Annotated in this window: 13 protein-coding genes; 9 read left to right on the top strand and 4 right to left on the bottom strand. The window is 44.0% G+C overall.

Features of this window, described 5'->3' with window-relative positions:
- Positions 1-586 precede the first annotated feature (586 nt).
- On the bottom strand, positions 587-2422 hold the full coding sequence (locus AC58QT_RS22885) for a UbiD family decarboxylase (protein WP_497411049.1): 1836 nt from the start codon (positions 2420-2422) through the stop codon (positions 587-589).
- A 183-nt stretch (positions 2423-2605) separates the two neighbouring features.
- On the opposite strand from AC58QT_RS22885, the gene AC58QT_RS22880 reads away from it, so the two are divergent.
- The 5 genes from AC58QT_RS22880 (at position 2606) to AC58QT_RS22860 (ending at position 6733) form a co-directional block, all read left to right on the top strand.
- Positions 2606-2950 carry a thioredoxin family protein gene (locus AC58QT_RS22880; RefSeq protein ID WP_056613511.1) on the top strand — a complete coding sequence of 115 codons (345 nt, stop codon included), beginning with the start codon at positions 2606-2608 and terminating at the stop codon, positions 2948-2950.
- Between the two features lie 296 nt (positions 2951-3246).
- On the top strand, positions 3247-4146 hold the full coding sequence (locus AC58QT_RS22875; protein ID WP_497411048.1) for a COX15/CtaA family protein: 900 nt from the start codon (positions 3247-3249) through the stop codon (positions 4144-4146).
- Between the two features lie 74 nt (positions 4147-4220).
- Positions 4221-5186, top strand: coding sequence for a DMT family transporter (locus tag AC58QT_RS22870; RefSeq protein WP_497411047.1), 966 nt, complete (start codon positions 4221-4223; stop codon positions 5184-5186).
- Between the two features lie 38 nt (positions 5187-5224).
- Positions 5225-5932 (top strand): Cthe_2314 family HEPN domain-containing protein, encoded by a 708-nt coding sequence (locus AC58QT_RS22865; RefSeq protein WP_497411046.1) that lies wholly within the window; start codon positions 5225-5227, stop codon positions 5930-5932.
- Positions 5933-5938: 6 nt separating this feature from the next.
- Positions 5939-6733, top strand: a complete 795-nt coding sequence (locus AC58QT_RS22860; RefSeq protein WP_497411045.1) for an SDR family oxidoreductase — start codon at positions 5939-5941, stop codon at positions 6731-6733.
- Between the two features lie 183 nt (positions 6734-6916).
- Here AC58QT_RS22860 and AC58QT_RS22855 read toward each other — a convergent pair whose 3' ends face one another.
- Positions 6917-7162 carry a NifU family protein gene (locus AC58QT_RS22855; protein ID WP_028558591.1) on the bottom strand — a complete coding sequence of 82 codons (246 nt, stop codon included), beginning with the start codon at positions 7160-7162 and terminating at the stop codon, positions 6917-6919.
- Positions 7163-7258: 96 nt separating this feature from the next.
- On the opposite strand from AC58QT_RS22855, the gene AC58QT_RS22850 reads away from it, so the two are divergent.
- Entirely contained in the window at positions 7259-7513 is a 255-nt protein-coding gene (locus AC58QT_RS22850; protein WP_310502357.1) for a YuzB family protein, read from the top strand.
- Positions 7514-7516: 3 nt separating this feature from the next.
- Here the strand turns inward: AC58QT_RS22850 and AC58QT_RS22845 are convergent, their stop codons facing one another.
- Together AC58QT_RS22845 and mqnE are read right to left on the bottom strand one after the other, a co-directional pair.
- A complete protein-coding gene (locus tag AC58QT_RS22845; protein ID WP_497411180.1) occupies positions 7517-8581 on the bottom strand; it encodes an NAD(P)/FAD-dependent oxidoreductase in 1065 nt (354 codons plus the stop codon).
- A 40-nt stretch (positions 8582-8621) separates the two neighbouring features.
- On the bottom strand, positions 8622-9728 hold the full coding sequence (gene mqnE, locus AC58QT_RS22840) for an aminofutalosine synthase MqnE (RefSeq protein ID WP_310502355.1): 1107 nt from the start codon (positions 9726-9728) through the stop codon (positions 8622-8624).
- A 327-nt stretch (positions 9729-10055) separates the two neighbouring features.
- Here mqnE and AC58QT_RS22835 point away from each other — a divergent pair, with 327 nt between their 5' ends.
- The 3 genes from AC58QT_RS22835 (at position 10056) to AC58QT_RS22825 (ending at position 12124) form a co-directional block, all read left to right on the top strand.
- Positions 10056-10250, top strand: a complete 195-nt coding sequence (locus tag AC58QT_RS22835) for an aspartyl-phosphate phosphatase Spo0E family protein (RefSeq protein ID WP_310502354.1) — start codon at positions 10056-10058, stop codon at positions 10248-10250.
- A gap of 113 nt (positions 10251-10363) precedes the next feature.
- Entirely contained in the window at positions 10364-10735 is a 372-nt protein-coding gene (locus AC58QT_RS22830; protein ID WP_310502353.1) for a HesB/IscA family protein, read from the top strand.
- A gap of 234 nt (positions 10736-10969) precedes the next feature.
- Positions 10970-12124, top strand: a complete 1155-nt coding sequence (locus AC58QT_RS22825) for a sulfite reductase subunit alpha (protein ID WP_310502352.1) — start codon at positions 10970-10972, stop codon at positions 12122-12124.
- Positions 12125-12223 lie beyond the last annotated feature (99 nt).

The following is a 12223-nucleotide window of genomic DNA, read 5'->3' as shown; positions in this document are numbered from 1 at the left end:
ATGGCCAGAAATTTTAAACAGAGTCGGCGATGCCGCTTCCTACTTCTCGTTCGGTGCGACGATTCTCCTATTAGCGTTTAAAAAATTTCAGGCAGTCCCTTTCGTTTAAACGCAAAGTGCGGGATGCACGGAATATGGAACTGAGAAAAAAGGGCAAGATCAAATTGAAGTTCTGAATCTAAAATAATCAGCCCGTTACCTAAGGCTGGTTATTTTTTACATGATTGGTCTCTTACGTTCTTATTGCACAAAGGAAAACAAAATAGATTCGAAGTAGTAAATATCACTAACAAACTTTATTTTCTATTTTTAAAGTATTAACTCTTCAAAAAGTCATTTAACTAACGAACTTAATTTATTTTCTAACTATTGTGAAAACCCCGAAATTACTGGACTCTCACTAACGAACTCTATTTTCCTGCATCAGCAAGCAAGCAAGGTCGTGAAGCGGGTAGGTGTGACCCTGGCAGCGTGATGACTCATGCCGAGTTGGCAGTGACCGTTTAATGAATGCTGACTAAGCTGAATAAATAATAAACCCAAAAAATCCAGCCTTGCCGAATTGGGCAAGGCTGGATTTTTTTGATTACTTTTGAATGCCGCCTAGAACAGCACCTTCGGCAAATAAGCGCATGATGTTTTTTTCAACCGTTGGATCCGGTATTAATGGCGGTGCTTGGTGCGGTTTAATTCGCGCATCAATCACAACATTATCGCAAGCCCAATGTTTATTCGCATAAAAACTGTTCACGCCATATATATCATGGGAAGGATTGCTGCGTGTGAATGTAGCCCAAACAAAGTTGTTAATACTCTCACTCATAAACCGGCTATCATCACATACAATGATTAATGGACAAGCAGGGAGTGGGCCTTTTGCGCCAATAGCCTCGCATAAATCGTTCATTTCTACCTGTGTCTCACCGTAACTTTTAAATTCGGACATCTGAACCGCGACGATCCCCGGCATCACCAAACACGCATGTTGAACCCCTGGTATTTCATTAAAAACGCCAGGAACCTCTAAGCATAAATCCCTTTTTTTATCACCGACTGCTGCGAAGACAACCTTACTGCCGCTATTTAAACCTGTACCTGAGTAATCTAGGGTATCGATCGTCGTATTGGTATAGAAATGAAGGTCCCGATGAAGGTCTATTCGTGCCAAAATGTATTGTAAGAATTGCTCTACATCATGGGAATCCAAAGGCTGGCTCTCTTCTGCTGTGATGAATAGGTACTTGGCTAAGCTAACTTGTCCCGTCCCTAAAATGCGATTAGCAATCGTGAGCAGCTCTGCCGGTTGCTTGACTTGTTGATAGGGCGTGTAACGTTCGCTGCCAATCGCAAAGAGCAAAGGGTGTACGCCTGCAGCATCTACAGCATGAACCTCTTTGACCCCTGGGATTTCTTGCTTAATTGCATCGCCTGTGAGTTCATGAATTAATGCCCCGAACGCCGTATCCTCTTGAGGGGGTCTGCCCACGACAGTAAATGGGAAGATTGCCTTCTTCTTCGCATATACTTTGTGCACTCTCATGAGAGGAAAAGGATGCGTAAGGCTGTAGTAGCCCAAATGATCGCCGAAAGGGCCCTCCGGTTTGGTTTCGCCAGGATAAATTTCTCCTGTGATAACAAAATCAGCATCGTGACTAATACAATAGCCATCTATATAGCTGTAGCGGAAGCGGCGCCCTGAAAGTAAGCCCGCAAAGGTAATCTCACTCATGCCTTCCGGCAGGGGCATAACCGCTGACAAAGTGTGCGCCGGCGGTCCGCCAATAAAAATGCTTACTTTTAAAGGTGCTCCTTGCTTAGTTGCCTTTGCTTGGTGGACACCGATACCGCGATGAATCTGATAATGCAAGCCGATCTCTTTATTTAATTCATACTCGTTCCCGCTTAGTTGAATCCGATACATCCCCAGATTGGAATTCATAATGCCTGGTTTCTCCGGATCTTCTGAATACACTTGAGGCAGGGTGACGAATGCACCGCCATCCTCTGGCCAGTGCTTGATGAGCGGGAGGTCAGCAATGTTGATTTCCTCAAAAGAAGCCGGAAGATCACCGTTTATTTTGATTGGCAGGGCTTTCCAGGCAGCCAGACCCGTACCGATATGTTTATGTGGGCTTTTCATTGCCTTCATGGGATCGCTTCGTAAAGAGATTACGTTTTTCACGCCTTCCCAAGTATCTCGAAATATATATTTGCTGCGCTCTACGGTACCGAAAAGGTTGGATACCGCCCGAAACTTGGAACCTTTCACATTCTCGAATAATAAGGCTGGGCCACCAGCTTCATGAACTTTCATATGAATGGCTGCCATTTCAAGCTCAGGATCAACTTCTTCATGAATGCGAACCAAGTGTCCGTTCTTTTCTAAATCAACTAAGCATTCTTCTAAATTTTGATAGATCATTATTTTCTCCAATCGGATAGCTATTCCCCAAAAGGTCTATGTAATAATGTCATTCTACAACAAATGCCGAAAATAAAAAACACGTCATAGTCGTTCAAAATTTTACTTTTCTGAACCAGCTGCTTGACACTGATTTTCTCACATGCTATAAGAGAGTAAATTCTAGAAGTGATGAGGTGTCCTATGCGTAAAGTATCGACTGAGCAACAATTTCAAGAGCAAATTTCGCAGTCTGGCGTGACAATAGCTATTTTTAAAACGACATGGTGTAAGGATTGCCATTATATTGATCCTTTTATGCCTGCTGTAGAGCAAGCCTATGAAGGCCGTCTTACTTTCATTGAACTGGATCGTGATGAATTCCCGGATTTGTGCGAACAATTGAACATCTTAGGTATCCCGAGTTTCATTGCTTTCCGTAACGGGCAAGAAGTCGTTCGTTTCGTCAGCAAACTGCGTAAAACCCGTGAGGAAATTGAGCAATTCCTTGACCGTGCAATTGAAGTTTCGAATGCGTTGGCTCCTTAAGAAGGAGTAGTTTGAATACACATCACATGGACACCGTTGTCGGATTAATTCGATGCCGGTGTTTTTTGATGTTAGCCAGGCTCGAATCGAACCTTTTTTCATATTCGGAATAAATGCTTCCATACTACACACACTATAATGTTATTTCCAAGTCTTGGGCGTAGCTCGATTCCCTGTTGTTTCGGAGCTTTGTAACAATTGCGAATGGAAATGGCTTCATATTACAGCTATAATTAAAGCGGAACTACAGTATTCGACATGATCCTCAGTAGATATGACATAAAGTAGGTGCAATCATGCAAAAATGGATCCAAAGATTTGCGAATTTATCCGCCATCGGCATGTTTCTTATTCTTGCGATGGGGGCCTTAGTAACTAAGGCTGACGCTGGCCGGGGCTGCGGCGACGAATGGCCGTTATGCCATGGGAAATTCATTCCAGCACATACCATTTCTTCGTTTATCGAGTACAGTCATCGCTTAGTTGTAGGTGTTGTGACCATGATACTTGTTGTAACGTTTTACTTGGTGTTCCGCTATGTGAAGCGTAGAGATGCTAAATTCTTTATCACAGCAACCGTAGTCATGACCTTGATTCAAGCAGCGATGGGCGCATTGGCCGTTGTTTGGCCGCAATCCTCACTTGTCCTTGCTCTTCATTTCGGTTTATCCTTGCTTGCCTTTGCTTTCTCCCTGCTGCTTGCACTCGTGTTTACCCCGTGGGGACAATTTATTCGAACAACGCAGATTCATACTAGTTTTAAAGTAATCGTCTGGTTTACAGCTATTTACAGCTACGTTGTAGTTTACTTAGGAGCATTCGTGCGTCATACCGTTTCTTCGGGTGGCTGCTCGGGCTGGCCGTTATGCAATGGCGAAGTGATCCCTGAACTTAGCGGTGCAACTGGCATTGTGTTTACACATCGGATTGCCGCTTTGCTGCTCTTTGTATGTATCTTATTTTTGTACCTGCAAGCTCGACGCCATTATCAGAAGACGGACAAACTTTGGTTCGGGAGCAAATGGGCTCTTATTCTCGTTTCGCTTCAAGTGATTAGCGGCGCAGTCGTAACATGGTCCTTAGGGAATGAAGTTGCTTATTTATTTACAGGTATGATTCATGCCATTATTGTGGCTTGTATGTTTGGATTCTTATGTTATTTGTGTGTACTCACGTTATATGATCGTAAAGCCTAGCAGCATCATGCGGCACAGGCACAACAAGGCCTTCTAACGGAAGGCCATTTCCATTATAGAGGTGTTACGACGTGATGAACTCGGGACGTTTACGAGCGATCTACCCACATTTGGGATTTGTATTGGTCTACCTGCTTTGGGGAATTAATTTGGCCTCTCTCAAAATCGGCGGAAGAGAATGGGACAGTCTAGTCTTTAATGGTCTACGCTTCGCAAGTATGATTCCGATCCTGTGGGTCTATACTTACTTCTATTATCGTTCTCGGTCGCTTCGTTTTCACATTGCAGGTCGCGATCTTCTGCTTATCTGTGGGTTAGGCATACTCAATGCCGTTGGAATGGAAGCACTCCTGCAATATGCGTTACAGTTTTCCAATGCTGCGAATGGTGCTGTGCTGGGGCGAGGCTTCATGCCTGTAATAACCGTACTCATTGCCGTAATTGTCGGGCAAGTGAAGATTACTTGGAGAATTCTGGTTGGGATTCCTTTGGCACTCGGTAGTGTAATGCTCATTGTCTCAGGGGGCGCCGAGGGCTTTCACTTAGGCAGTGATACATTGAGAGGGGATATCTTGCTCTTGATGCGCAGTTTCATGGGAGCCATTTATCTCATTGGGATGAATCGTTTGGTGATAAAATATCCACTTCCAATCCTCATTTCACTAGAAATGACAGCGGGAGCTTTGTCTTTATTACCCTTCGTCATATTGCGTGCGGATGGTGCTTACTTCGCAGCGATCTCGCAGGCTGGATGGATTAGTTTAATTTATACTTCGCTCTTGGCAACGGCTGTCGGGTTTTCTCTGCATAATTGGAGTTTAGCTAAGTTAGGACCATTTAAATCATCGGCTTACGGTTACTTGCTTCCTGTGACTGCTGCGCTTGGGGGCTTCATTTTCCTTGGAGAATCGATCTCGTTAAGTCAGTATTTGGGAGGTGCAGGTGTGTTGGCTGCGATGTATTTCGTGCAGCGTGATCGTACTGCGGGAGCTAAGCGATCCGCTATGCCTGTCTCAACAGCCAAAACGGTATCCAAGTAACAAGATGATCAGATGATGATAAAAAGGGAGGTGATCTTATGCTTCGTGTCTTATTTAATGAGCCGAAACGTGTTGATAGTGGTCTCCTGCTGGAAGCAGGAGATGCAATAAGAGCCTATATGAAACAGATCGCCACCGAGCAGAGTCACCTCTCTACGGAATATTCGATCTTTCATCGGCAAGCCATATGGAGTAAGGGGTTTATCGATGCTTTAGATGAATGTGAACAAAGCAAATATTGCTGCGAGCGCTATGGTGAGATGATCGTGAAGGGCTTTCTGGAGGACATGAATCCGCAGGAAACAGAGACGTATCAGCGATTTGTGTATTTCTTCAAAAATGCGTTTATTCGTCTATTTTCTATTTTAGATAAGCTAGGGACTTTCATGAATGACCTCTTCTCTTTAAAAACAGAGACGTTAAAATCGCGATTCTCGTATTTTACAGTTCTGCGCCATATGCATGAGAAGCATCTTCATGGTTCGTTAGAACTACAGCTTTATACGCTCAAAATGGCTTATAAAACGCCGTTAGAACGACTCCGCAATCTGCGTAATATGGAAATGCACTACATTAATGCAGAGATGCTGGACGATCTCCAGCAGAAGGAACCTTTACTTGGTGAGCGCATACATCTTGAGAATGTGAAGCTAAATTTAGATGATTTGCAGCAGGGATTTGACATGGTATGCCGAACCTTAACAGTAGCATTTACTTACATTACGGCGTATGTGACAAAGGGGTAGGGGACCATGCCATTAAGAGGTCGAACAGTACTGGTTACAGGCAGTGCCAAGGGTTTGGGCAAAATGACGGCATTAACCTTAGCCAAGAAAGGCTGCCAGGTCGCTGTGAACTATGTAACAAGCGAGAGGGAAGCTGCTGAACTTGTTCAGCTATTGACGGAAATGGGCGTGCGCAGCATCGCTGTTCAAGGGGATGTAGCCAAACGCGAGGATAATATCCGTATGGTGGAAGAAACGGTCTCAGCGCTGGGATCGATTGATATACTTGTGAACAATGCAGGGCCTTTTGTACGGGAGCGGCGCTTTTTCGCTGATTACGAGATCGATGAAATTGACTATTTAATGCGCGGAAATCTGCTGGGCGTAATGACGTTAGATCATCTTGTGCTGCCTATGATGCGCGAGAAGCGATGGGGGCGTATCATCCATTTCGGTTTCGGGAAAGCGGCGGAAGCAAGGGGCTGGACGCACAGAGCTGCCTATGCGGCTGCCAAGGTTGGGTTAGTCTCCTTTACCAAAACATTAGCCGAGGAAGAAGCCGCGCATGGCATCACGGTGAATATGATTTGTCCAGGTGATATTCGCGGGAAGAACAAAGAGCGCACGATGGAAGAAGCACGCTTAGAAGTGGATGGGGAAACACCTGTGGGGAGACCAGGAACAGGCGAGGATGTTGCGCGTGTCATCGATTTTCTATGCTCGCCTAACTCAGATTTCATAACCGGCAATATTATGGATATCTCTGGTGCATTGGATCCTATCCAACCAATCCCGGTGATCAAACAACGCAAATCGGAATAGTCCTCGTACCGTACAGCAAAAAGAGCTTACCCTAGAGGTAAGCTCTTTCTTTCCACATAAGAATTTAGAAATTTCCGGGTGTGCGGAAGTAAAAATTCTTATTGGCGATATAAACAACATCTAAACGCGGTCGATCATCTTCGAAAGACTACGATAAAAGTTTATCTCATGATATAGTCGTAATTAGAATACCTGTACGACTTCTGTTATGCCTTCTACCTCTTCAACTAATGCGCGCTCAATACCAGCCTTCAATGTGATTGTTGAGCTCGGGCAGCTACCGCAGGCACCCATAAGTTTCAGTTTTACGATTCCGTCTTCCACATCAACTAGATCGACGTCACCGCCATCACGTTGTAGGAAAGGACGAAGTTTATCTAAAACCTCAAGAACTTCATCGTAAATCGCTTCTTTGGTTTTTTCTGTCATTTGATTCATCTCCTTTCTTTATCTATTATAGTACAATACGCTTTAAATGAAAATGGTTTGAGGCTTGAAACTATCAGCATGGGGTGGAATTTTTAAATGCGACCAATTATAGAATTTTGTGCCAGTAATATGCACACAGGAACTGATAAAGTCATGAAAGACCTTGAAGCAAATCCCGAATTCGATGTTATGGAATACGGTTGTCTGGGCAATTGCGGACAGTGTTATATGGAGCCCTACGCGCTAGTCAATGGCGAGATTATTGCTGCTGAAAGCGCAGAGAGTCTCCATACTGCCATTTTAGATAAGATCAAAGAGATTGAAGCCATGTATGACTTGCTTAGTGAATAAAACTTAACCGAAGTGGCGTTTGGATTTCCAGAGCACGCCGCTTTTGAGCATACGAGCAATTTTACCAGTCATTAGTGTACGTTTACCCATAATACCGAAGCCACTTTTCTTACCAAGCGAGCCGAGCGTTCCTCTTAGCTTAATCTTGCCAAGTTTAGGAGTCTCGCCTTTCCAGATCGCTTGAATGGCTTCTGCAATTTGCTTGCCTTGCGCTTGAGCTGCTTGAGCGCTTGGTGAGAAAGGTAATGACGCGCAGTCACCTACGACGAAAACATCTTCGTAGTTCGGAATTTGGTGGTACTCATTTAACAGAATACGTCCTTGGCGGTCTTTTGGTACATTCAAAGCTTCGACAATAGGCGTTGGTTGTATACCCGCCGTCCAAATTGTCGCATCTGTACGGATAATTTCATCCTGATTATAAAGATCTCCGCCATCTAATCGAACAAGCGAAACTTGTGTCCGCAGCTCGATATGATGTTCGATCATCCATTCACGCACGTACTGCTGCAGATTCGTAGGGAAAGCAGAGAGCAGACTTGGTCCACGATCGATTAATCGAATATTGAGATCGGGGCGGCTCTCACGAAGCTCTGAAGCCATCTCTACTCCGCTAAGTCCTCCACCAATGATGGAGACTTGTCCGTACGGATTGATGTTGTTTATTTTTTGATAGGTTGCACGGGTTTGAGCCAGTGTTTGAATACTGGAAGAAAACTCCTGAGCGCCGGTAATTCCGTGATAACTATCTACACAACCCAGACCAATGACTAACCAGTCATAGGTAATGGGTTCTTTATCGTAGAAGTTGATTTGTTTCGTGCTAAGATCAACACCAGAAACTTCTCCGTACACAAGCTGTAGTCGCGAATCATCCGGATAGGCAACACGAATATGAGTTTCCGCAATGGTACCTGAAGCAAGGGCATAATATTCGGTTTTGAGACCTTGAAAGGGACTGCGATCAATCATAATAATTTCTGTTTCGTCGGGTAGATCCTTTTCCAACAAGTTTAAAGCTATGGTCAAACCGCCATAGCCTCCTCCGAGAATGACAAACTTTTTCATAGCCAACCAATATCCCTTCTGAACGATGATCTATTCTCTATTATCTCTCATACACTTTAATTTCATTATAAAAGGTGTCTCGCTCAACAGCGACGCGGCCCGCACCTTGAATGAGCCATACAATCTCATCGCGTGTTAAACCTTCTGGTGAAAGAGCGCCAGCAGCATGCGAGATTTTCTCTTTCACGATCGTGCCATGAGCATCTGAAGCACCGAATGTGAAGGAAAGTTGCGTAAGTTTCGTTCCAATATTGATGAAGTAAGCCTTAATATGTGGGAAATTGTCCAACATTAAGCGGCTTATTGCCATTGTTTTGAGTTCGTCCCAAGCGGGAACGAAACGTTTAAGACTTGCATTTTTGCTCGCTGGCTGAACAGAGTTAGGAATGAATACGAGGAAACCGCCTGTTTCGTCTTGCAGTTCGCGCAGCAACATCATATGGCGAATTCGTTCTTCTTTCGTTTCAATTGAACCATATAGCATGGTCGCGTGCGTCTTCATCCCAAGAAGATGAGCTTGACGGTGAACATCCAGCCATTCTTCGGTGGAAGCTTTCTCGACCTTCATTTTCGAACGGTAACGTTCTGTAAGGATTTCGGCTCCGCCGCCAGGCAGCGTGGAAAGTCCTGCATCCATTAATGTTTTCAGCACTTCGCGGTAGCTTAAGCCACTGATACGGGAGAAAAATTCAATCTCAGCAGCCGTATGAGCTTTAATCGTTACGTCTGGGTAAGCTTGCTTCAACCGACGAATACAATCGACATAATACTCGAAAGGCAGATGGGGGTTGTGCCCCTGACTAATATGGAACTCTTTAATTTCAGGGTTAAAATTCTCGGCAATATAATCTAACATCTGATCCGGCGTTAATGTGTAAGCTCCTTCTTGACCTTCATCGCGGCGGAAATGACAAAATGAACAATGCTCCTCACAGACATTCGTGAAATATAAGCTCATGTTTTGTACAAAATAAACCTTGTTTCCATTCAATCGTGTGTTCACTTTATTAGCTAATTGACCAATGGTTAAAAGGTCGTCAGATTCATATAAAAACAGTCCATCTTCCATGGTCAAACGTTCGCCGTTCTCAACTTTGTCAGCAATCTCAGCCATCCGTTTGATCGGGTCTACTGTCGTAATACTCATGTTCCATGCCTCCTATAAATATAAAATAAACCGCAAAATGAAACGACGCAGCTAGCAATTAGAACTAGGTGCGTTAGGTGGTGTGAGTTGCTCGCGTACCTGTCAACCCGTTCGGTGAAGGAATTCACAACCAGATCTATAACGATACAAGCTTTCCATCCATCTTATTATAAACCTCCTACTTAGGAGGGGCAACATCAGAACGTTGAAGATAAATCGACAATCTTATCCATGTCCTATATTTTTTCGATGAAATTGGCCAAATGTTATTCCCAATATTAACAAATTCCTGTATACTATTGCAATGTGATTACGTAAGGGCTAAAGGTGATAATAATCGTGCTACCATTATTCGTGACCGAACCGCAGGAACGACTTCATAATAAAATTGAACTGCTACGAGGTAAAATGGTTAGTTTAGGAACCTCATATGGTTTCCTTCATCCTGATGTGCAGAAATGCAGTCGAGATCTAGACCAGCTATTATTGCAGTATTATGCCATAAGACGTCCTAAACAGTGAACAACTGCCCTTGAGCATCGGATGGATTAGGAGTATACTTGAAGCAAGCACTTCGTATGCGAATGCCAGGTTTCCTTTATTATGTAGGGAACAACCAAGGAGGGATTTCCATTATGATTAACATTAGTGAATCAGCAAGTGATAAGATTAAAGAGCTTTTGGCTGCTGAAGAGTCTACAAAGCTATTCTTACGCCTTGGCGTGAAAGCTGGCGGTTGCAGCGGCTTTTCTTACGGAATGGGCTTTGACGATGATCAAAAGTCTGACGATAAAGAATTTACCATTCACGGCGTTAAAGTTGTTGTTGACGAGGAAAGCGCTAAGTATTTATACGGCGTCCAAATCGACTTCGAAGATAAAGGCATGGGCGGCGGCTTCACCATCAATAACCCGAATGCAGTAGCATCTTGTGGTTGTGGCTCGTCCTTCAAGCCAGCGGATTATGAAGGAACACCTGAGCCTTGCGATGATAAGGTTGAGGCATAATAACCGATAACGAACCTTCCAAGTTTGTGTTGATGTTTAACACAGATTTGGGAGGTTTTTTGTTTTTTTGTGTGAAATAGGCTCATAAAATGAAAAATTGGCCTCAAATTAAGACAAATTGTTTAATTTTTTGGAAAAACCTAATAATTCATAATAGAGTTAATTAAAAAATATTCCTAAGTTGAGCGGCATGTGCTATTCTAAATGAAAAAAATTCTCATGGGGTGAAGAGAAATGCAAGTTACTGATGTCGAAAAAGTACCATCCTTGTTTTCTAGAACCAATCCGTTTCAAGCCAAAGTGTTGAAAAATACGAATTTGAACGGTGAAGGATCCACAAAAGAAACACGTCATATTGAACTTTCACTTGAAGGCTCTGGCCTGTCCTATGTGCCTGGCGACTGCTTAGGCGTAGTGCCTGACAACGATCCGGAGTTGGTCGCTGGTATTCTTGAGGTCATGAAGTGGGATGCGGACACAGCGGTTGTCATTAATAAACAAAACGATACTCTTCCGCTTCAAGAAGCGCTTTTGAAGCATTTCGAGCTTACGCTGCTGTCCAGAAAAATCGTTCAGCAAGCCGTTGAATTTTCCGACAATGAAGCATTGAAGCAACTTGTTGCAGATACGGAGCAGTTGAAGGCTTATACAGACGGCCGTGATTTGCTTGATTTGCTAAGTGAATTTGGTCCATGGAAAGCTTCCCCGCACGATATTGTTGCTTTATTAAGAAAAATGCCGCCACGCTTATATTCCATTGCAAGCAGCTTTGCAGCCAATCCGGGGGAAGTTCACCTTACGATCGGTGCTGTTCGCTACATGTCGCATGGCCGCGAGCGCAAAGGTGTATGTTCCGTGATGTGCGCAGAGCGCCTGAACGAAGGTGATACGGTTCCTGTGTTTGTCCAACTGAACAAACATTTTAACCTGCCGGAGTCCTCGGAGCAGGATATCATCATGGTAGGTCCAGGAACAGGTATTGCGCCATTCCGTTCGTTTATTCAAGAGCGTGCAGTGAGCCAAGCGTCAGGCAAAGCGTGGTTGTTCTTTGGAGACCAGCGTTCTGCGACAGATTACCTGTATAAGGAAGAGTTGGAGCAATATCAACAGGCTGGCGCACTGACCAAGATTGACGTAGCTTTCTCACGCGATACGGCGCAGAAAGTGTATGTACAGAATAAAATGCAGGAGAATAGCCAAGAGTTATTCGCATGGTTAGAGAGCGGCGCTTACTTCTACGTGTGCGGCGATAAACAAAACATGGCGAAGGATGTTCACAACACGTTGATTGATATTATTGAAAAAGAAGGCAAGTTGAACCGCGAAGAGGCTGAAGCTTATTTGAATGGCTTGCAAGAGCAAGGACGTTACCAACGCGATGTTTATTAAAGAATGATAGATGAGGGTGTCCCGAAGGTCATGAAAATGACTGAGGCGCACCCTCTTCCTTTTTTATGTGAACAATTTCAATGAAATATCCACATCTAG

The sequence above is a fragment of the Paenibacillus sp. J31R109 genome, from assembly GCF_059692055.1.
This window is presented reverse-complemented; position numbering and strand designations above follow the sequence as displayed.

What these genes read in the sequence shown, in the direction of transcription:
- AC58QT_RS22885 (WP_497411049.1), bottom strand. Translation starts at nt 2,422, where the DNA reads ATGATCTATCAAAATTTAGAAGAATGCTTAGTTGATTTAGAAAAGAAC.
- AC58QT_RS22880 (WP_056613511.1), top strand. Translation starts at nt 2,606, where the DNA reads ATGCGTAAAGTATCGACTGAGCAACAATTTCAAGAGCAAATTTCGCAG.
- AC58QT_RS22875 (WP_497411048.1), top strand. Translation starts at nt 3,247, where the DNA reads ATGCAAAAATGGATCCAAAGATTTGCGAATTTATCCGCCATCGGCATG.
- AC58QT_RS22870 (WP_497411047.1), top strand. Translation starts at nt 4,221, where the DNA reads ATGAACTCGGGACGTTTACGAGCGATCTACCCACATTTGGGATTTGTA.
- AC58QT_RS22865 (WP_497411046.1), top strand. Translation starts at nt 5,225, where the DNA reads ATGCTTCGTGTCTTATTTAATGAGCCGAAACGTGTTGATAGTGGTCTC.
- AC58QT_RS22860 (WP_497411045.1), top strand. Translation starts at nt 5,939, where the DNA reads ATGCCATTAAGAGGTCGAACAGTACTGGTTACAGGCAGTGCCAAGGGT.
- AC58QT_RS22855 (WP_028558591.1), bottom strand. Translation starts at nt 7,162, where the DNA reads ATGACAGAAAAAACCAAAGAAGCGATTTACGATGAAGTTCTTGAGGTT.
- AC58QT_RS22850 (WP_310502357.1), top strand. Translation starts at nt 7,259, where the DNA reads ATGCGACCAATTATAGAATTTTGTGCCAGTAATATGCACACAGGAACT.
- AC58QT_RS22845 (WP_497411180.1), bottom strand. Translation starts at nt 8,581, where the DNA reads ATGAAAAAGTTTGTCATTCTCGGAGGAGGCTATGGCGGTTTGACCATA.
- mqnE (WP_310502355.1), bottom strand. Translation starts at nt 9,728, where the DNA reads ATGAGTATTACGACAGTAGACCCGATCAAACGGATGGCTGAGATTGCT.
- AC58QT_RS22830 (WP_310502353.1), top strand. Translation starts at nt 10,364, where the DNA reads ATGATTAACATTAGTGAATCAGCAAGTGATAAGATTAAAGAGCTTTTG.
- AC58QT_RS22825 (WP_310502352.1), top strand. Translation starts at nt 10,970, where the DNA reads ATGCAAGTTACTGATGTCGAAAAAGTACCATCCTTGTTTTCTAGAACC.